This window comes from Acidovorax sp. Leaf160 (assembly GCF_001424265.1).
GTDB lineage: Bacteria > Pseudomonadota > Gammaproteobacteria > Burkholderiales > Burkholderiaceae_C > Paracidovorax.
The window spans coordinates 619,697-638,412 of record NZ_LMOV01000023.1 but is presented as its reverse complement, the minus strand read 5'-3'; the positions used below and the strand labels follow the sequence as shown (position 1 = coordinate 638,412).

Annotated in this window: 13 protein-coding genes and 1 pseudogene; 7 read left to right on the top strand and 7 right to left on the bottom strand. The window is 65.7% G+C overall.

Features of this window, described 5'->3' with window-relative positions; genetic code table 11:
• Positions 1 to 36: 36 nt before the first annotated feature.
• From lspA to ASF94_RS13435, 3 genes are all read right to left on the bottom strand, one after another.
• Complete coding sequence (gene lspA / locus ASF94_RS13445; protein ID WP_056667069.1) at positions 37 to 561, bottom strand: signal peptidase II; 525 nt, start codon at positions 559 to 561, stop codon at positions 37 to 39.
• Entirely contained in the window at positions 562 to 3,441 is a 2,880-nt protein-coding gene (gene ileS, locus ASF94_RS13440; RefSeq protein WP_056667067.1) for an isoleucine--tRNA ligase, read from the bottom strand.
• Positions 3,442 to 3,553: 112 nt separating this feature from the next.
• Positions 3,554 to 4,594 (bottom strand): bifunctional riboflavin kinase/FAD synthetase, encoded by a 1,041-nt coding sequence (locus ASF94_RS13435; RefSeq protein WP_056667064.1) that lies wholly within the window; start codon positions 4,592 to 4,594, stop codon positions 3,554 to 3,556.
• Between the two features lie 394 nt (positions 4,595 to 4,988).
• On the opposite strand from ASF94_RS13435, the gene ASF94_RS13430 reads away from it, so the two are divergent.
• From ASF94_RS13430 to ASF94_RS13415, 4 genes are all read left to right on the top strand, one after another.
• Complete coding sequence (locus ASF94_RS13430; RefSeq protein ID WP_056667062.1) at positions 4,989 to 5,546, top strand: HNH endonuclease; 558 nt, start codon at positions 4,989 to 4,991, stop codon at positions 5,544 to 5,546.
• A 160-nt stretch (positions 5,547 to 5,706) separates the two neighbouring features.
• Positions 5,707 to 6,702, top strand: coding sequence for a TRAP transporter substrate-binding protein (locus tag ASF94_RS13425; RefSeq protein WP_056667059.1), 996 nt, complete (start codon positions 5,707 to 5,709; stop codon positions 6,700 to 6,702).
• A gap of 98 nt (positions 6,703 to 6,800) precedes the next feature.
• Positions 6,801 to 7,316 (top strand): TRAP transporter small permease, encoded by a 516-nt coding sequence (locus tag ASF94_RS13420; RefSeq protein ID WP_056667058.1) that lies wholly within the window; start codon positions 6,801 to 6,803, stop codon positions 7,314 to 7,316.
• 36 nt (positions 7,317 to 7,352) lie between these two features.
• Positions 7,353 to 8,636, top strand: coding sequence for a TRAP transporter large permease (locus ASF94_RS13415; RefSeq protein ID WP_056667055.1), 1,284 nt, complete (start codon positions 7,353 to 7,355; stop codon positions 8,634 to 8,636).
• 96 nt (positions 8,637 to 8,732) lie between these two features.
• Here ASF94_RS13415 and ASF94_RS13410 read toward each other — a convergent pair whose 3' ends face one another.
• Positions 8,733 to 10,049 (bottom strand): tetratricopeptide repeat protein, encoded by a 1,317-nt coding sequence (locus ASF94_RS13410; protein ID WP_056667053.1) that lies wholly within the window; start codon positions 10,047 to 10,049, stop codon positions 8,733 to 8,735.
• An 84-nt stretch (positions 10,050 to 10,133) separates the two neighbouring features.
• The gene (locus ASF94_RS13405) at positions 10,134 to 12,188 is read right to left on the bottom strand and encodes an ATP-binding protein (protein WP_056667050.1); all 2,055 of its coding nucleotides are present in this window, start codon (positions 12,186 to 12,188) and stop codon (positions 10,134 to 10,136) included.
• A gap of 59 nt (positions 12,189 to 12,247) precedes the next feature.
• On the opposite strand from ASF94_RS13405, the pseudogene ASF94_RS13400 reads away from it, so the two are divergent.
• From ASF94_RS13400 to ASF94_RS13390, 3 genes and pseudogenes are all read left to right on the top strand, one after another.
• Positions 12,248 to 12,850: pseudogene (locus ASF94_RS13400) on the top strand (response regulator transcription factor); the annotation flags it as partial.
• Between the two features lie 290 nt (positions 12,851 to 13,140).
• Complete coding sequence (locus ASF94_RS20895; RefSeq protein ID WP_082493283.1) at positions 13,141 to 15,450, top strand: IPTL-CTERM sorting domain-containing protein; 2,310 nt, start codon at positions 13,141 to 13,143, stop codon at positions 15,448 to 15,450.
• A gap of 86 nt (positions 15,451 to 15,536) precedes the next feature.
• The gene (locus ASF94_RS13390; RefSeq protein WP_082493248.1) at positions 15,537 to 16,085 is read left to right on the top strand and encodes a DUF3617 family protein; all 549 of its coding nucleotides are present in this window, start codon (positions 15,537 to 15,539) and stop codon (positions 16,083 to 16,085) included.
• A gap of 119 nt (positions 16,086 to 16,204) precedes the next feature.
• On the opposite strand, the gene ASF94_RS13385 is transcribed toward ASF94_RS13390, so the two are convergent.
• A complete protein-coding gene (locus tag ASF94_RS13385; RefSeq protein WP_056667039.1) occupies positions 16,205 to 17,320 on the bottom strand; it encodes an acyl-CoA dehydrogenase family protein in 1,116 nt (371 codons plus the stop codon).
• A gap of 139 nt (positions 17,321 to 17,459) precedes the next feature.
• Entirely contained in the window at positions 17,460 to 18,665 is a 1,206-nt protein-coding gene (locus ASF94_RS13380; RefSeq protein ID WP_056667036.1) for an acyl-CoA dehydrogenase family protein, read from the bottom strand.
• Between the last annotated feature and the right edge of the window lie 51 nt (positions 18,666 to 18,716).

The following is an 18,716-nucleotide window of genomic DNA, read 5'->3' as shown; positions in this document are numbered from 1 at the left end:
AACCGCACGAACCGGGCGAAGCCGCCCGGCGGCCCGTCAGCGGCCGCGCCGCACGCGCAGCAGCTCGTCCACGATCAGGCAGGCCGCTCCAATGGTGATGCCTGCGTCGGCGATGTTGAACGCCGGAAAGTGCCAGCCGCGCAGGTGGAAGTCGAAGAAGTCCACGACATAGCCGTGCATCATGCGGTCCACCACGTTGCCGACCGCGCCGCCCAGGATGCTGGACAGCGAGAAGCAGAACAGCTTCTGTCCCGGGTGGCTGCGCAGCTGCCACACGATGAAGAGCGCCGCCGCCACGCCGATGGCGGTGAACAGCCACCGCTGCCAGCCGCCTGCGTCCGCCAGGAAGGAGAACGCCGCCCCCGTGTTGTGCGCGCGGACGATGTTGAAGAAGCTGGTGATGTAGGTCGCGTCGCCCAGGCGGTAATAGCCGAGGATCAGCGTCTTGGTGAACTGGTCGGCCACCAGGATGAGCACGGCCCAGGCCAGCCAGGGCCAGACCGAGCCGGCCCCGGCGGTGGGCTTGAGCGAGAGGGAGGAGCCGGATGCGCCGCGGGCCATTTATGCGTGCTCCCGCGATTCGCCTGCGCCGTACAGGTTGCTCACGCAACGCCCGCAAAGGGTGGGGTGGGCGGCGTCCGCACCCACATCGGCCCGGTAGTGCCAGCAGCGCTCGCACTTCGCGTCGGAACTGGCCTTGACGCTGATCGATAGGGCGTCTCCTGCTACCAATTCAATAGCGGACGTGATGAACACGAACTTCAGGTCGTCACCCAGGCTGGCCAGCAGCGCATGGTCTTCCGGCGCGGCCGTCAGCGTCAGGTTGGTCTGCAGCGAGGAGCCCACCTGGCCGGTGGCGCGCAGCGCTTCGATTTCCTTGTTCACCACGTCGCGGATGGCGCGCAGGCGCATCCACTTGGCGGCCAGGCCTTCGTCGGCACTGGCGATGGGCTGGTACGTCTCCAGGAAGATCGAATCCGATCGGCCGAAGGTCTTCCAGGCCTCTTCGGCGGTGAAGGACAGGAAGGGCGCCATCCAGCGCAGCATGGCGTGCGTGATCTGGTGGAGCGCGGTCTGGGCGCTGCGGCGCGCCAGGCTCTTGGGGGCCGTGGTGTAGAGCCGGTCCTTCAGCACGTCGAGGTAGAAGCCGCCCAGGTCTTCCGAGCAGTAGAGCTGCAGCTTGGCCACCACCGGGTGGAATTCATAGGCCTGGTAGTGCGCCAGCAGGTCGGCCTGGAACTCGGCGGCTCGCGTGAGCGCATAGCGGTCGATCTCCAGCATCTGCGGGAAGGGCACGGCGTCGGTGGCGGGATCGAAGTCGCTCACGTTGGCCAGCAGGAAGCGCAGCGTGTTGCGGATGCGGCGGTAGGCGTCCACCACGCGGGCCAGGATCTTGTCGTCGATGCCCAGGTCGCCCGAATAGTCGGTGGAGGCCACCCACAGGCGGATGATCTCGGCGCCCAGCTTGTTGCTCACCTGCTGGGGCGACACCGTGTTGCCCAGCGACTTGCTCATCTTCTTGCCCTGGCCGTCCACTGTGAAGCCGTGCGTCAGCAGGCCGCGGTAGGGCGCGCGGCCGAAGATGGCGCTGGCCAGCAGCAGCGAGGAATGGAACCAGCCGCGGTGCTGGTCGTGGCCTTCGAGGTACAGGTCGGCCTCGGGGCCGCTGTCGTGGTGCATGCCGGCGTGCGTGCCGCGCAGCACGTGCCAGAAGGTGGAGCCGGAGTCGAACCACACCTCCAGGATGTCGGTGCTCTTGGTGTAGTGCGCAGCGTCTTCTGCGCCCAGGATTTCCTCGGCCGTCACGCGGCTCCAGGCCTCGATGCCGCCGGCTTCGACGATGGCGGCCGCCTGGTCCATGATCTCCATGGTGCGGGGGTGCAGCTCGCCCGAGTCCTTGTGCAGGAAGAACGGGATGGGCACGCCCCAGCTGCGCTGGCGGGAGATGCACCAGTCGGGCCGGCCGGCGATCATGTCGCGCAGGCGGGACTTGCCGTTCTCGGGGTAGAACTTCGTTTGCTCGATGGCGGCCAGGGCGATCTGGCGCAGGGTCTGCGCAGGCTTCTGGGCCGGGTCGGTGAACACGCCCTCGCCCTCGTCCATGCGGATGAACCACTGCGCGGCGGCGCGGTAGATCACCGGCGTCTTGTGGCGCCAGCAGTGCGGGTAGCTGTGCGTGATGTCCTTGGTGGCCATCAGGCGGCCGGCGTTGCGCAGCGCCTCGATCACCACCGGCACGGCCTTCCAGATGTGTTGGCCGCCGAAGAGCGGGAAGTCCGGTGCGTAGGCGCCGTTGCCCTGCACGGGGTTCAGGATGTCGTCCAGCGCCATGCCGTGGGCCACGCAGGAGTTGAAGTCTTCCAGGCCGTAGGCGGGCGACGAGTGCACGATGCCGGTGCCGTCGTCGGCCGTGGCGTAGTCCGCCAGATAGACCGGGGCCAGGCGCCGGTAGCCGTAGCTGCCGTCCTCGCTCGCCACGTCGTAGAGCGGGTGCTCGAACTCCAGCCCCGCGAGCTGCTGGCCGGCGGTGGTGGCGATCACGCTGCCGGTGAGGCCGTAGCGTTCCAGGCAGGCGGCCACCAGCGGTTCGGCCACCAGCAGCACGCGCTCGCCGGTGTCCACCAGGGCGTAGCGGATCTCGGGGTTCAGGTTCAGCGCCTGGTTGGCGGGGATGGTCCAGGCGGTGGTGGTCCAGATGACGACGAAGGCGTCCTTGTCCAGCGCGGGCAGGCCGAAGGCCGCGGCCAGCTTCGCGTTGTCGTGCGCCTTGAAGGCCACGTCCAGGGTGGTGCTCTTCTTGTCCTGGTACTCGATCTCGAATTCGGCGAGCGACGAGCCGCAGTCGAAGCACCAATAGACGGGCTTGAGGCCCCGGTAGACGAAGCCGCGTTCCATGACTTTTTTGAGCGCGCGCAGCTCGCCCGCCTCGCTCGCGAAGTTCATGGTCTTGTAGGGATGGTCCCATTCGCCCAGCACGCCCAGGCGTTGGAAGTCCACCATCTGCTGGGCGATCTGCTCGGTGGCGAAGGCGCGGCCCTTGGCCTGCATCTCGTCGCGCGGCAGGTTGCGGCCGTGCGTCTTCTCGATGGCGTTCTCGATCGGCAGGCCGTGGCAGTCCCAGCCCGGAGCGTAGAGCGCGTCGAAGCCCTCCAGCTGGCGCGCCTTGGTGATCATGTCCTTGAGGATCTTGTTCACCGCGTGGCCGATGTGGATCTGGCCGTTGGCGTAGGGCGGGCCGTCGTGCAGGATGAACTTCGGCGCGCCCCGGCGGGCATCGCGCAGGCGCTTGTAGATGCCTTTCTCGTCCCATTCCTGCACCCAGCCCGGCTCGCGCTTGGGCAGGTCGCCGCGCATGGGGAAGGGCGTGTCGGGCAGGTTCAGCGTGGCGCGGTAATCCGTGCCGGCGGCGGGGGTGGATGCGGTGGGTTGGTTTTCGGACATGGCAGGACCTGGGAGCTTTCCGGGCGGCGGCCCGGAAGGCGAGGGAAGAGGAGGGGGGTGAGCGTTCGGCGGCGGCGCCGCGGCGTGGAGGGCTGCGGCGTCGGGCGGATCGTCAAATTCGGTCGCGCGTGGTCTGGCGGTGGGTTTCGGCGTGCGCGCTGCCGGCGAAGAACGCCCGCGCGTCGTCGCAATCCTTGGCGATGCCGGCGGTCAGGGCGTCGAAGCTATCGTATTTCAGCTCGTCGTGCAGTTTGAGCAGGAGTTCCACGCGGATGATTTTACCGTAGGCCCCTTCCGGCCCCAGGCTGGCAGGCCATTGCAGGCAGTGCGTTTCCAGCAGCACCCGGCCGCCGTTGACGTCGGTCGGATGAAGCGATGGGCGCACGCCCAGGTTGGCGACGCCCGGCAGGGGCGCATCGCCCAGGCCGTGAACGCGCACGGCGAAGATGCCGCTGGCGGCCGGCTTCCAGTGGGAAAAGCGCAGGTTCAGCGTGCGGAAGCCGTCGGCCGCGCCCGCCGCGCTGGCGCCCAGCTCTCGGCCCAGCTTGCGGCCATGCACCACGTGGCCGCTGATGGCGTAGGGCCGGCCCAGCAGGGCGGCGGCGGCCTGCATGTCGCCGCGCTCCAGCGCTTCGCGCACGGCCGAGCTGGAGACGCGGATCCCATGCACCTCGTAGCTGTTCATGCGCGCCACGTCGAAGCCGCTTGCGCGGCCGGCCGCATCGAGCAGGGCGTAGTCGCCCGCGCGCTGCGCGCCGAAGCGGAAGTCGTCGCCCACCAGCACGTAGCGCGCACCTAGGCCGGCGAGCAGCACGTCGTCGATGAAGCCCTGCGGAGGCTGGCTGGCCAGCCGTTCGTTGAAGGGCAGCACCACGGTCTGCTGCACGCCGCAGGCAGCGAGCTCGGCCAGCTTGTCGCGCAGCGTGCCGATCCGGGCGGGGGCGAGTTCGGGCCGCTGGCGGGCGGCGGCGAAATAGTCGCGCGGGTGGGGCTCGAAGGTCAGCACGCAGCTGGGCACGCCCCGGTGCGCGGCTTCATTGTTGAGCAGCGCCAGCATGGCCTGGTGGCCGCGGTGCACGCCGTCGAAGTTGCCGATGGTGAGCGCGCATTCCCGGGCGATGCCCGGGTGTTGGAAGCCGCGGAAGATCTTCATCCGTTTGCTCTGCTTTTGATAGCGTCACGCGCAGGTAAATCAAGCGCTGGACGCGAATTTGTCATGAAAAGAGTATATTGTGCGCCAGGGATGCTCTTTCACGAATCGGGCGGCCAGTGCGCACTGCGGATCAGGTCGGGCTGCCAGGTGCCAACTGCATCGATGGCGATAGCTGGCACGAGGATTTGCAGCGCCGCAGACCGCCTGGGGCCGCAGATGCACACGACGCGGTGGTTCTAGAAGAACGTCCTTGGGGGGCTGCCGGCTTCCGTGACATGCACAGCGAGCACCGGGTGCGTGAGCGGCAAGGCCGGGCGAGCTTCCCGGGCGGCCCGGCGCGGCCGCCGCGAGACATCAGCGTTCCGATCCTTGTTCTTTCGGCAGGAGGCGTGTTTTGAAGGTCTTGAAGTTGTCGGCCCAGGGGCTGCCCCAGTCCTGGATCACCCTGGAGCAGGCGGTGATCCATTACGCCGCGGGCGAGGTGCGCTGGGAATCGGGCGGCCATGTGGCGCGCTTTCGTGGCGGGCACAACGCCATCACGGGCGAGCAATCGGTGATCGACGTCAACAGCATCATCGGCACCCGGGGCGTGCCGGCGATCAATCCGTTCGAGCTCAAGCCCGGCCTCACCAATCAAAAGCTCTTCGCGCGCGACCGCAACGTGTGCGCCTACTGCGGCGGCCACTTTCACGAAGACGTGCTGACGCGCGAACACATCGTGCCCTATGCCCGCAACGGGGTGGACCACTGGATGAACGTGGTGACCGCCTGCCGCCCCTGCAACCACCGCAAGGGCCCACGCACGCCCGAGCAGGCGCACATGCCGCTGCTCTACGCACCCTACGTGCCCAGCCTCTGGGAAGACTTCATCCTGCGCAACCGGCGCATCCTGACGGACCAGATGGAGTTTCTGCTGGCCCATGTGCCCAAATCTTCCCGGCTGCTGGAATAGGCGGGCCCGGGACGGGGTGCCGTCGGCAATGCGCGCTGCCGGGCAGGCCGTGGTTTCCCGTACATGAGCTGCGCAGGGACGGGGCCATAATTTCGCCTCGCTCTGCTTCCTGCTTCCCCGTCACCCGGCCCTTCGCGGCCCCACAGATCGGACCGTTCCCATGCGCATCGTTTCCCGCCGCCTGGCCCTGGCTGCAGCCTCGGCCGCCGCCGTTGCCGGCTTCGCCACCCCCTCCGCCTTCGCCCAGCAGGCCAAGGAAGTCAAGCTCGGCTACGCCCTCGCCGTCAACTCGCACTACGGCGCCGCAGCCCAGGCCTGGTCGGAATCGGTGGAAAAGGCCACGAACGGCAGCATCAAGTTCAAGCACTTCCCGTCCAGCGCGCTGGGTGGCGAGCGCGAGCTCATCGAAGGCCTGCAGCTGGGCACGGTGGAAGCCGTCATCGTCTCCACCGGCGCCTTGAGCAACTTCGTGCCCGACGTGGGCGTGGTGGACATTCCCTTCCTGTTCCGCGACACGGCCCATGCCCGCGCCGTGCTGGACGGCGCCTTCGGCCAGGAGCTGCTGGGCAAGTTCCAGAAACGCGGCCTGATCGCCCTGGCCTGGGGCGAGCAGGGCTTCCGCCACCTCACCAACAACAAGCACCCGGTGAACACCCCCGCGGACCTGAAGGGCCTGAAGATCCGCGTGACCGAGAACCCCGTGCACATCACCGCCTTCCGCACGCTGGGCGCGTCGCCCACGCCCATGTCCTGGCCCGAGGTGATCGGCGCGCTGCAGCAGGGCACCATCGACGGGCAGGAGAACCCCATGTCGGTGATCGTGTCGGCCAAGCTGCCGCAGGTGCAGAAGTACCTGTCGCTCACCGGCCACGTGTATGCGCCGATGGCGCTCATCGTCTCGCCCGGCTTCTGGGGCGGTCTCTCCGACGCGCAGAAGGCCGCTTTCACGCAGGGCGCCAAGGCCGGCGCGCAGGCGTCGCGCAAGTTCGTCGACGACGTCGAGCAAAAGGGTTTGGCCGAGGTCAAGGCTGCCGGCATGCAGGTGGTGGAGTCGGTGGACAAGAGCGCCTTCCAGAAGGCGCTCGAGCCCGCCTACAAGCAGTACGCCACCAAGTTCGGCCAGAAGACGCTGGACCAGATCACCAGCGTGAAGTGAAGGCTGCTGCGGCCCGTCCGGCTTGAGCCGGGCAGCGCCGCACCGTGCCAGCCCGCCCGGCCTCGCGTCCGGGCTTTGTTTTTTCCAGAACACCCACCATGCTCCAACGCCTAGAGCGCGCCCTGGTCGCCGGCAACCGCTGGCTGCTCATCATCCTGCTGCTGGCCATGGCCTGCATCGTCTTTGCCAACGTGGTGCTGCGCTACACCACGGGCGATTCCATCGTCTGGGCGGAAGAGGTCGCCCGGCACCTGATGATCTGGGGCACCTTCCTGGGCGCGGGCCTGGTGCTGCGCTTCGGCGGACATGTCGCCATCGACAACCTGCACCACGTGCTGGGCGAGCGTGCCGCGCGTGCACTGCGCGGCTTCGTGGTGGTGGCGCTGGGCGCGTTCTTCCTGGTGATGGTCTGGTTCTCGGTGCAGTACGTGTGGGCGACGCGCTTCCAGACCACGCCGGCCACCGACATCGCCTTCGCGTGGATCTATTCCGCCATGCCGGTGGGCTTCTTGCTGCTGTTCGTACACCTGCTGTTCATCGCGCGTGGCTACATCCTGGGCGGGCGGTTCGCCGAGTCCGACGAGATGGACGCCGAATCGGCGGCCTCGCTCTGATGCCCCGGCAACGCACCCGTGCAAGGACCTGACACCATGGCCATCACCCTCTTCGTTTCCGCCATCGTTCTGATGGCGCTGGGCTTTCCCGTCGCGTTCGCGCTGGCCATGTCGGCGGCCATCGCGGTCTTCGTCGGCGGACGCTATCCGCAGCTGATCGTGTTCAAGGAGATGTTCACCGGCATCGACAGCTTTCCGTTGATGGCGGTGCCGTTCTTCATCCTGGCCGCCGAGATCATGTCCGGCGGCGCGCTCACCGTGGTGCTGCTGCGCTTCGCGGCGCAGTTCGTGGGCCACCTGCGCGGCGGCCTGGGACATGCCAACATCCTGTCGCTCACGCTGTTCTCGGGCATTTCCGGCTCCGCCCTGGCCGACGCGGCGGGCCCGGGTTCGATGATGGTCAAGATGATGGACAAGGCCGGCTATTCGCGCGCCTACGCCGCTGCGCTCACGGCCAGCACCGCCATCGTGGGGCCGATCATTCCGCCTTCGATCATCATGATCATCTACGCGCTGCAGGACGAGCAGGTCTCGGTCGGCGCACTGTTCATCGCGGGTTTCGCGCCCGGCATCCTCATCGCGCTGGCGATGGCCTTCGTCAACTGGCGCGTCTGCGTCAAGCGCGACTACCGCTCGCGCGAGCCCCGGCCCACAGGCCGCGAAATGCTCTCCAACAGCATCCGCGCCATTCCGGCGCTGATGCTGGTGGTGCTGATTCTGGTGGGCATCCGCTTCGGCATCTTCACACCCACGGAGGCTTCTGTCGTGGCCGTGTTCTACGCGCTCGTCTGCGGCAAGTGGATCTACCGCACGCTCGAATGGAAGGCGCTGCCGCACATCGCCGCGCGTTCGGCGCTGCTCACCGCCTCGGTGCTGCTGGTGGTGGCGGCTTCGGCCGCCTTCGCCTGGGTGCTGACGGTGGAGGGCGTGCCGCAGCAGCTGGCCGAGACCATCGTGGGCTGGAACCTCTCGCCCGTCACCTTCCTGATCGCGGTCAACATCCTGCTGCTGCTGTTCGGCATCTTCATGGAGCCGCTGCCGGGCGTGATGATCCTGGTGCCCATCCTCGCGCCGATCTCGGCGGCGCTGGGCATCGACCCGATCCACTTCGCCATGGTGGTGATCGTCAACCTCACGCTGGGCATGATCACGCCGCCCGTGGGCGGGCTGCTGTTCGTCACCTCGGTGGCCACCAAGGTGCCGCTGGCGGCGCTCACGCGCGAACTGCCGCCGTTTCTGCTGGCGCATCTCGTCGTGCTGATCCTGCTGACCTTCGTGCCGGCGATCTCCACCTGGCTGCCGCACGCGCTGGGCTTCTGACGCGCGGTTCTTCGCAGCGGCCAAAGAAAAAGCGCCCGTGAAGGGCGCTTTCATCAGGGCAGGGGCGGCAGGGGATGGCCCTGCCGGCCGCGCCGGTCAAACCGGCTTGCGCGCCGTCACCAGGAAGCCTTGCACCGGCTGGCCGCCCTCCTGGCGCAGCACCATGTCTTCCACATCCACCGGCTGGAAGCCCGCGTCGCGGCAGAGCTGCTGGACATGGCTGCGCTTGTGGGCGTAGCGGCCCGTGGCTTGCAGGACCAGGTCGGGGCCGTCTTCCGGTGCGGCTTCGCACGAGAAGTACAGGTCGCCGGCCGGCTTCAGGATGCGAAACGCATCGGGAATGGCCTCGCGCAGGTCGCCGGTGTAGATGAACACGTCGAGCGCTGCCATCACTTCGTAGATGTCGCCGGGCGTCTCGCGCAGGGCGTCGAGCAGGTTCACCGTGTGGAAGCGGTCGTAGATCCCGTGGCGGATGGCCTGGTCGATCATCTTCTTGGAAATGTCCACGCCGATCAGGTAGCCGTCCAGCCGGCCCAGGCACACGCCCAGCAGGCCCGTGCCGCAGCCCAGGTCCAGCACGTTCAGGTTCTTTTCCGGAAAGCGCGCCAGGATGCGTTCGGCCACGATCTTGGGCAACTGGTAGCGCAAGCCGCGCACGGTGTGCTGGTCGTAGATCTCCGCCAGGTTGTCGAACAGGCTGCGGTTGAGCTCGGTGGGCTGGTGGGCCGGCGTCACGCCGTGCGCCAGCGCGTTGTAGTAGGCGTAGACCGAATCGCCGGGCGCCAGCTCCAGCAGGCGCGTGGTGTCCGCCACCGCATGGGAGGGCCGGCCCGCGGCCAGCAGGGCCTGCACGCGGCCCAGCAGCGCCTCGGTGTCGCCCGCGTCCTGCAGGATCAGGCTGTCCCACACCTGCAGCGACTCCGTGTGCTGGCCCAGCGCCGAGAGGTCACGCGCCAGCAGCCGGCGCAGCTGCACGTCGCCCGGCACCATCCCGAGACCGCGCCGCAGATGGCGCACGGCCATCTCGGTGTGGCCCGCGCGGTGGGCGATATCCACCACGCCTGCCAGCACCACCAGGTTCTGCGGCTCCAGCGCCGCGACCTGCTCCGCCAGTTGCAGCGCTTCGTCGTTCTGGTGGTGGCGCGCCAGCATCAGCGCCAGTTCGAGCAGACCCGGACCCCAGTCGGGAGAGATGGCCACGCTGTGGCGCAGCGAGTCGATGGCCTTGGGCACGTTGCCCCCCTGTTCGGCCATCAACCCCGCCAGCATGAACACGCGCGGATCGTTCGGAATGTTCTGCTGGGCCTTGTTGAGCGTGCGCGCGGCCTCTTGCAGTTGGCCGTCGGCGATCTGCGTGCGCGCGGTTTCAAGGAGCTTGCGGTTGGGGTCGGCTTGGGGGGCGATGGCGCTCATGGACTCAGAAAAGTAAGAGCCGGGCACTGGGCCCGGCTGCAATGGAAGGTTGGGGGAGATTATCCCGGAATCCGCAGGGTGGCCTCAACCGACCGGGAGCTGCGAGGCAATGCTCATAGTGAAACGTGTCCCTTGCCCAATCTGCGAGGTGACAAGGATGTCTCCGCCATGGAGTCTGGCAACCCTGCGTGCAACCCACAGGCCGAGGCCGAAGCCCCGCGTCTGGTCTGCACGATGGCCGCGCTCGAACTGGTCGAAGATCTTCTGGATGGATTGTGGCGATATGCCATGCCCCTCATCGGCAACAGAAATTTCCAGCTGGCCAGCAGGGTTCTGTGCAGCAGTGACCACGATCTCCCCATCCTTGGCGTGCTTGACCGCGTTGTCCACTAGATTGGACAAGGCGATACGAACCAGCGTGGCGTCGCACACCCAGCTTTCGGGCGCAGCGCGAGTCGACAGGCGCAGTTGGTGGCGTGGCGACCACCGTACCAATTGGGCTGCATGTTCCAACAGTTCGGTGATCGAGACCGACGAGGGCAGGATGTGAAAGCCGGACGCGTCCATTCGATCGGTAATGAGGCAGCTGTCGACCAGCGAGGTGAGTCGCCTGCAGGCTCGCCGGATCTGCGCAGCCCGCTCCGTCTGGTTTTCCAGCGCATGTGTTGGAAAGCGCAGTTGCTCCGATGCGGCGCTGTCGATCACGGTCAGAGGCGTGCGGAATTCGTGGCTGATCATTTGAAAGAAGTGGTGCTGCTCCTGCCGCAGCACGCGTTCGCTATCCAACGCCTGTGCCAGCGCGAACTGCGCCTGTAACAAGTCCGCTGTGCGTTGTTTCACCCGCTGCTCCAGGATTTGCTCCGATTGCGCGAGATGCCGAAGTGCGACGGCGCGGGCCTCGGTCGCATCCCGATACCGCACCACCATTTCGGCGAAGACGGCGCAAGTGGCCAACAACATGAAGACGAAGATCTCGGTTTGCCAGATCAAGGTGGCGTCCACCTCCATCCGAACCCATCCGAGCAAGCCCAAGGCAGGAAGAATGCCGGACAGGGCGTGCACTACATAGGCGGCTAGCAAGACGCCATTGACGGCGCTGCGGGGATTGCGGCGCAGGTTGGCCCAACACAAGGCGATTGCGATCAAGTCGCACAAGCCTATCAACACCAAATTTGTCCAGGCGACGGACCCGTACAAGCCAAGCAAAGGGCTGGCCATGCCTAAGGCCGCGGCCGACGCCACCGCTGAGAGCAGCTTGCGCACAGCCCGATGCTGGAGCTCAGAGGTCAGCTGTAGACGGATCTGCCAAGCTAGGGCGGTGGTGAGGCCGAATGCACCCATTCCCACTGCATCGCTCGCCCGCCGGGTCAAACCGGAGGGCACCCACAGGCTGAGATATCCGTGGAGATTGAATATGTGCAGGGTGCCCACGGCGCACAGCACAGCCAGCGCGCAAAGCTGCGGCGTGCGAAAAATGGCTGTGGCGCCGACGATGGACGCCAGTAAGGCGAACAGCATCCCGAAGAAAAGTCCCTGCTGACGTTCGTCCTCGACCAACGTCTGACGCAGCTGCGCTTGCGTCAGCAGTTGCGCGTCAAATTGCATCGCGCTGGTGGTCCGGATGCGGACCAGCGTCAACGCATGCGGCTGCAATTCGAACAAGGGCTGGCGCACACCCGCCTTCTCATGGCCGGGCACCAGATCACCGGAAGCCTGTACCTGCCACGAACCATGCGCGCCGGCCGCTCGCTGGTACAGCGTGACGGAGTCCACGTAAGTCGGGCGTGCCAGGAGCCAGAGAGAGGGCTGCACCGAACTTTCTCCGCCAGGACTATGGAAGCGCAGCCAAACCGTCCGGTCCAGATAACCCGCGCTTAGCGGCAACTGCATGTTGGGGACGACATGGCCATCGTGTAGCGCTGCGACTTCGTCGGGGGTGAGTGCATGGCCCGGGTCGTCGACGCGCTCGACTGACAAACGAGCTCCCACAACGCCGATTCCTTCGGCGTGTGAGCCGCTTGCCGCCACACACCCGCCTTGAGCAAGAAGCATCAGTGCAAACAACAGCCAGACGTGGGGCGGACGCCACAGCGTTCCAGCGATCCAGCGGAATGTGAGTTTTCGTGAGTGTTTGTGCATGGAAGCTCAGGGTCGTCTCAATCGACAATGCAAACCGATTGTTAACGTTTGGTTGTTGAATGCTGCCGGAATTCGATATAGCCGTGGTGGAGGACGACGAGGACATTCGCGGCAACGTGTGTCGATTTTTGGCGAAATCGGGATTCCGCAGCTGGGGTGCCGAGTCGGCCGAGGACTTCTACGTCCAGCTTTTGCGAACGCGCGCTGACTTGGTGGTGGTGGATATCGGCCTGCCTGGCGAGGATGGCTTGAGCCTTGTGCGCCGCCTATCGGAGATGGGCGTGGCGACCGTGCTGATGACTGCACGTGCCGAGCTCGAAAGCCGCATTAAGGGCTTGAATTCGGGGGCGTTGCAGTATTTCGTCAAGCCCGTGGACATGGAGGAGCTGGTGGCGGGAATCCGGTCGCAGCTGCGCCGCTTGATGCTGCAGATCACTCGGCCAGAGTTGGAGCCGTCGTGGCGTCTGGATCGTGCCTGCGCCCGGTTGATCGCGCCCAATCAACTCGCCGTGGAGTTGACCAGTCGCGAGCTGGAATTGCTCGACTGCCTGATGGCTAAGCAGGGCGCTCTGGTCACGAAGCAGGCTTTGACCGAGGCGGTGGGTGCGAAAGACGCCGACGACGGTTTCCACCGAGTTGAGTCCCAGCTGACTCGTCTGCGTCGAAAGACCTTGGAGGCTACCCAGTTGGCATTGCCGGTTCGCTCTGTGTTTGGGCGAGGTCTCGTTTTCGTCGCTTGAGTTCTCAGTTTTTTTCAGTCGGTCCGTCGAGGGCTGAAACAGTCGCGTGTGTGCGGTGCGCTGGTTTTTGGTGGGTGTTGCCTTTGCGGAGCGCGCGGGTTGGTTGGTGCATTTATTTCAAGGGGATCGAGTTGGAAGCTGTCAATGTTTGGAAAGCGGCGGGCGCATGGGCTCGCTCGTTTGCTCGGGGCTTACTAGCTGCCGGATTGGGGATGGTGCTGGTTGCCGCGCCTGCTGCTCACGGTGGCGTGGTCAACGGCGATTTCGAAGCTGGGAATTTCTCCGGCTGGAATGTTTCTAACTATCGAAATACAGGTATTGGAACGTTTCCGCCCACACGGAAGAGCGATCTGAATTTGCAGACCGCGGGAACTCCGACTCCCGTGACAGAGGTCGTCAGCGGCCCGAATTCAGCAACTGGGACGGCGCCGGACGATGCTGGCGGGCCTGTGCAGGTCCCGTTTCAGGGTACCTACAGCGCTCGGGTCAATGCTCGCGGCAAGGACTACCGGGCCAGTGGCATTGAGCAGTCTGCGCAGATGACGCTGGCTGACGTCGATCCGTCGGACGGCAAGGTTCACTTGCGTATGGCCGTTGCACCGGTCATCCAGGATGGGGGCCATTCACCCCAGAGCCAGGCATATTTCTATGTGGAAGTACGTAACGTCACGAAGGGCAGCAAGCTCTTCTACACATTCAATTTTGCGGCCCAGCCCGGCGTGCCATGGCAAACCTTGGGTGGCTATCAATACACGGGCTGGCAGGCGATCGATGTGGCGCCAGGCAACGGCCTGCTGGATGTAGGCGACACCGTAGAGGTGGAAGTGATTGCTGCAGGGTGTAGTGCAGGTGGACACTCCGGCGAGGTCTATGTCGACTCCATCGGTCCCTTCTTCGCAGGCCTGCTGGTGTCGGCCACTGGCCCGACCACCACCAAGCCCGACGACACAGTGACCTATGACTACGCTTACTCCAACAACAGTGGCGTGGTGGTGTCTAACAGTATCGTGGAGGCGATCAGCCCTCAGGTAAAGAGTGCATCTTCTTCTGGGAATGTTGACGCGGTATTTCAGTCCGTCAGCGTGCCCGCAGGCGTCAGCTGCACCACGCCTGCCGTGGGCTCTGCTGGCCCCGTATCGTGTGATTTCGGCCAGTTGGTTGATCGCTCCAGCGGCACCTTCCAAATCACCTGGAAAGTGCCCTCGACCGCAAGCGTCAGCAGTCCTAACAACAGCCTCAATCACGGCAACTACCGCATTTCTGGCACGGGTGCCAGCACGGTTCTGGGCCCGCTGGTGCAGACGCAAGTGGCAAGCGCCAACTCGAACCCACTGACCGATTTGACAGTGGCTGTGACCGACGGCACCTCCGCCGTCACGCCGAACAGCGCGCAGACGTACACCGTGACGGTGCGCAACAACGGCCCCACGGCTGTGGCTGGTGCCACCCTTGACCAAGTTGCCACCGGCATGACGGTGGGCGCTTGGACGTGTTCCAGTGCGGGCGGCGCCTCCTGCGGTGCCGGTAGCGGTACCGGTGTACTCACCACACAATCCATGGACATTCCGGTGGGCGGCAGCGTGGTTTACACGATCAACGCGACTTCTGGCGCTGGCCCGGCTCCCGCTTCCACGCGCTTCACTGTCACGCCGCCGTCGCAAGTCACCGACAGCAATACCAACAACAACACGGCTGGCGATGCCAACTCCGTGGGCGCCCTGCGTACGCTGTCGTTGACCAAGGCTGGTGCAGGCTCCGGTACGGTGGTCAGCGTTCCAAGCGGCCTGAATTGCGGGGTCAACTGCTCCATGCCGGTAGCAGATGGCAACTCCGTCATCCTGACCGCCACGGCAGCGCCGGGCAATGTGTTCGTGGGCTGGTCCGGCGCCTGTACCGGCACCGCCAATCCCTGCAACATCGCTTCCGTGACTGCCGACTCCACGGTGATCGCCAACTTCGCGCCCATCGCGACGATCACGGCCACCGGAACAGCTGGCCCGAACGGCACGGTGTCGCCCACCGGCTTGCAAACGGTGCCCGCAGGCTCGTCCGTCACATACACCCTGGTCCCCGACGCTGGCTACTTCCCACAAGCGGATGGCTCGTGCCAGGGTAGCTTGAGCGGCAACAGCTATGTCATCAATCCGGTGACCACCGACTGCACCGTTGCATTCAGCTTCGTTCCACTGCAGGTGACTGCTTCCGCGGGTCCTAATGGCGCCATCTCGCCGCTGGGCGTGACGCCCGTGACGACGCCAGGCTCGACCCTGACCTATACCATCACGCCTGCGGCCGGCTACCGCGCTGTCGTGGCTACGGGGGGGTCCGCTTGCGGCGGCACGCTGGTTGGCGATACCTTCACTACGGCAGCTGTTTCGGTGCCGTGTACGGTGGCTGTCAGCTTTGCTGCAATCCCTGCCGAAACCTACGCCGTTCCGACGTTGTCGCAATGGGGCTTGATCATGCTGTCGGTGCTGATGGGCCTGTTCTTCGTAGGCACGCGTCGCAATTTCCTGCGCTGATCTTCCTGGGCATGACCCAAACACATGACCGGCGGCTACAGGCCGCCGGTTTCTTTTTTGGCGACTCCACTTAAAGGAGACGATCGATGCTGACGACAAGATGGACGGCCTGGGGTTGGGGAGCGATAGCCTGTCTGGCAGGTCCTGCGCTGGCCGCCGCTGAACCGATGCCCACGCGGAAGGAAGGGCTGTGGGAGGTCACCGTCCGGGGCGAGACTGAGTCGGTGCTGCGCAAGCAGACGGTCCAACAATGCACCAGCAAGGAGGCCGAGCCGGTGATGCTGCTTTCGGTCGTGCCGGGCCAGGAGCACTGCCATGACGTGAAGGTACGGCGGGCGCAGGGGGGTTCCTACAAGATCCAGACGGTTTGCTACGTACACGACAACCGCGTGGATGCCACGGTGGAGCTGTCCGGGGACCTCAAGGCCCATTACAGCGGAGCATTCGAAGTCAAGTATGCGAAGAGAGTGCGGTTCGAACCGGGACGCACTCTCTTTGAAGGGCGCTGGCTGGGCGCATGCAGGCCCGGTCAGCGGCCGGGCGACATGTTGCTGCCCAATGGCGCCACGGTGAACGTGGTGGACGACCGCAAGCGGGCCGAGAGTCACAGCCACGACGGCCATTCACATCCCTGATCCCGCTTCAGGATTCCCGGTAGCCGGACGGTTCCGACCACCGCACTGCAATTCCTATAGAAAAAGGCCGTCTAGAGTGAGTCTCGACGGCCTTTCTCACGCGGAAAATGTTGCGGCGCCTAGCTGAACACCCCCGCCGTCTCCTCCATCTCCGCCGACACCACGCCCAGGTGGTGCAGGGTGTCGCCCCAGGTCATTTCCAGCTGGGTGAGCTTCTTGAAGTAGTGGCTGCCGATGTATTCGTCGGTCACGCCGATGCCGCCATGCAGCTGCACCGATTGCTGGCCCACGAAGCGCATCGACTGGCCGAGCTGCACCTTGGCGCGGGCGAGGGCGCGGCGGCGCTCCTGCGGCGCTTCGCCCAGCTTGAGCGTGGCGTAATAGCTCATCGAGCGGGCCAGTTCAAGCTGCATCTTCACATCGGCCACGCGGTGGCGCAGTGCCTGGAAGCTCGCGATCGGCACGCCGAACTGCTTGCGCTGGTTCATGTAGTCCACCGTCAGCGCGAGGGTCTGGTCCATCAACCCCACCGCTTCGGCGCAGGCGGTGGCAATGCCCACGTCCACGGCTAGTTCCAGTGCGGCCAGGCCGTCGGAGGTGATGAGCGTGGCCGGTGCGCCGTCCAGCTGCACCTCGGCGGCACGGCTTTCGTCCTGCGTGCGGTAGCCGCGCGTGGCGACGCCTGCGGCACTGCGTTCGACAAGGAAGAGGGCGATGCGGCCATCCAGTTGCGCAGGCACGATGAAGGCGTCGGCCTGGTCACCCGCCGGTACTATGCTTTTGATAGCTGTGAGCGTATATCTGTCCCCGGCCTGCGCGGCTTTTGCCTCGCAAACGTCGAGGCGGTAGCGGGCCTTGCGTTCCTGGTGTGCCAGCACCACCAGGGCCTCGCCGCTCGCGATGCGCGGCAGCCACTCGGCCTGCACGGCTTCGGGGGCGTAGCCGGCCAGCACCCGGCTGACGATGAAAGCCTGCGCCAGCGGCTCCAGCACGATGCCTCGGCCCAGCTCTTCCATGGCCATCATGGCATCCACGGCGCCCTGGCCCAGCCCGCCGTGGGCCTCGGGCACGGTGAGCGCGGTCAGCCCGAGTTCGGCCAGTTCGCCATAGGCCGCGCGGTCGAAGCCGCCTGCCGCCACGATGCGCTTGCGGCGCTCGAAGTCGTAACCCTTGTCCACCCAGCGGCGCACCGCATCGCGCAGGGATTGCTGGTCATCAGAAAAATCAAAGTCCATCTCATGTCTCCAAAAGCCGATCAGGGCAGGGCGCTTGTGCAACCCCGACAAAGACCAGCGAAGCTCTAGCGGGAACCCCCTCGCGGAGGGGGCCAGGGGGAGCAGTCCGGTCGCGCACCGCGCGGACCGTTCCAGGGCGTCAGCCCAGAACGGTCTGCGCGACGATGTTTCGCTGGACCTCGTTCGAGCCGCCGTAGATCGTGGTCTTGCGCAGGTTGAAGTAGGTCGATGCGAGCGGCGCATTGGCCACCTCGCCGCCGGGGAAGCCACCCAGCGCACCTGCGCCAGCGTCGCCCTGCCACCCCGCCTCCATCGCTTCTTCGATGAAGGGCAGGCTGAATGGGCCGGCGGCCAGCATCATCAGTTCGGCGTAGCGCTGCTGGATCTCGCTGCCTTTGATCTTGAGCAGGCCGGCGATGTCCAGCGAGTTCTTGCCCGACTTCTCGTTGGACAGCACGCGCAGCACCAGCATCTCCAGCGCCACGATGTCCACCTCCAGCAGCGCGATCTGGTCGCGCAAGCGCTGGTCGTCCCAGACGCCTTCCGCCCGGGCGATGCGCTTCAAGCGCTCCAGCTCGCGCTTGCTGCGGTTCACGTCCGCGATGTTGGTGCGCTCGTGGGAGAGCAGGTGCTTGGCGTAGGTCCAGCCCTTGTTCTCTTCGCCGATCAGGTTCTCGGCGGGGACTTCGACGTTGTCGAAGAACACCTCGTTGACCTCGCATTCGCCGTCCAGCAGCTTGATGGGCCGCACGGTGACGCCGGGCGATTTCATGTCCACCAGCAGGAAGGAGATGCCGGTCTGCGGCTTGCCTTCGGTGCTGGTGCGCACCAGGTTGAACATCCAGTCGCCATGCTGGCCCAGCGTGGTCCAGGTCTTCTGGCCGTTGACGATGTACTTGTCGCCCACGCGCTCGGCACGGGTCTTGACGGAGGCCAGGTCGGAGCCGGAGCCCGGCTCGCTGTAACCCTGGCTCCACCACACCTCGCCGCTGGCGATGCCCGGCAGGAAGCGCTTTTGCTGCTCGGCATTTCCGAAGGCCATGATGACGGGCGCCACCATCACCGGGCCGAAGGGAATGATGCGCGGCGCGCCGGCCAGCGCGCATTCCTCTTCGAAGAGGTGCTTTTGCACGGCCGTCCAGCCCGGGCCGCCGAACTCCTTGGGCCAGCCATAGCCCAGCCAGCCCTTCTTGCCCAGGATCTTGGCCCAGCCCTGCAAATCATCGCGCGTCAGGCGCAGCGCGTTGTGCACCTTGTGCGCGATCTCCTGGGGCAGATGGGCGTGAACCCAGCTGCGCACTTCCTCGCGGAAGGCCTGTTCTTCGGGGGTGAATGCGAGATCCATGCAGCCTGTCTCCTGTCCTGAAAAGCCGTTGTACCGATCTCGCCGTTGTAG

Excerpts from the sequence above, each read along its gene's own strand:
- lspA (WP_056667069.1), bottom strand. The coding sequence starts at position 561 with ATGGCCCGCGGCGCATCCGGCTCCTCCCTCTCGCTCAAGCCCACCGCC.
- ileS (WP_056667067.1), bottom strand. The coding sequence starts at position 3,441 with ATGTCCGAAAACCAACCCACCGCATCCACCCCCGCCGCCGGCACGGAT.
- ASF94_RS13435 (WP_056667064.1), bottom strand. The coding sequence starts at position 4,594 with ATGAAGATCTTCCGCGGCTTCCAACACCCGGGCATCGCCCGGGAATGC.
- ASF94_RS13425 (WP_056667059.1), top strand. The coding sequence starts at position 5,707 with ATGCGCATCGTTTCCCGCCGCCTGGCCCTGGCTGCAGCCTCGGCCGCC.
- ASF94_RS13420 (WP_056667058.1), top strand. The coding sequence starts at position 6,801 with ATGCTCCAACGCCTAGAGCGCGCCCTGGTCGCCGGCAACCGCTGGCTG.
- ASF94_RS13415 (WP_056667055.1), top strand. The coding sequence starts at position 7,353 with ATGGCCATCACCCTCTTCGTTTCCGCCATCGTTCTGATGGCGCTGGGC.
- ASF94_RS13410 (WP_056667053.1), bottom strand. The coding sequence starts at position 10,049 with ATGAGCGCCATCGCCCCCCAAGCCGACCCCAACCGCAAGCTCCTTGAA.
- ASF94_RS13405 (WP_056667050.1), bottom strand. The coding sequence starts at position 12,188 with ATGCACAAACACTCACGAAAACTCACATTCCGCTGGATCGCTGGAACG.
- ASF94_RS20895 (WP_082493283.1), top strand. The coding sequence starts at position 13,141 with ATGGTGCTGGTTGCCGCGCCTGCTGCTCACGGTGGCGTGGTCAACGGC.
- ASF94_RS13390 (WP_082493248.1), top strand. The coding sequence starts at position 15,537 with ATGCTGACGACAAGATGGACGGCCTGGGGTTGGGGAGCGATAGCCTGT.
- ASF94_RS13385 (WP_056667039.1), bottom strand. The coding sequence starts at position 17,320 with ATGGACTTTGATTTTTCTGATGACCAGCAATCCCTGCGCGATGCGGTG.
- ASF94_RS13380 (WP_056667036.1), bottom strand. The coding sequence starts at position 18,665 with ATGGATCTCGCATTCACCCCCGAAGAACAGGCCTTCCGCGAGGAAGTG.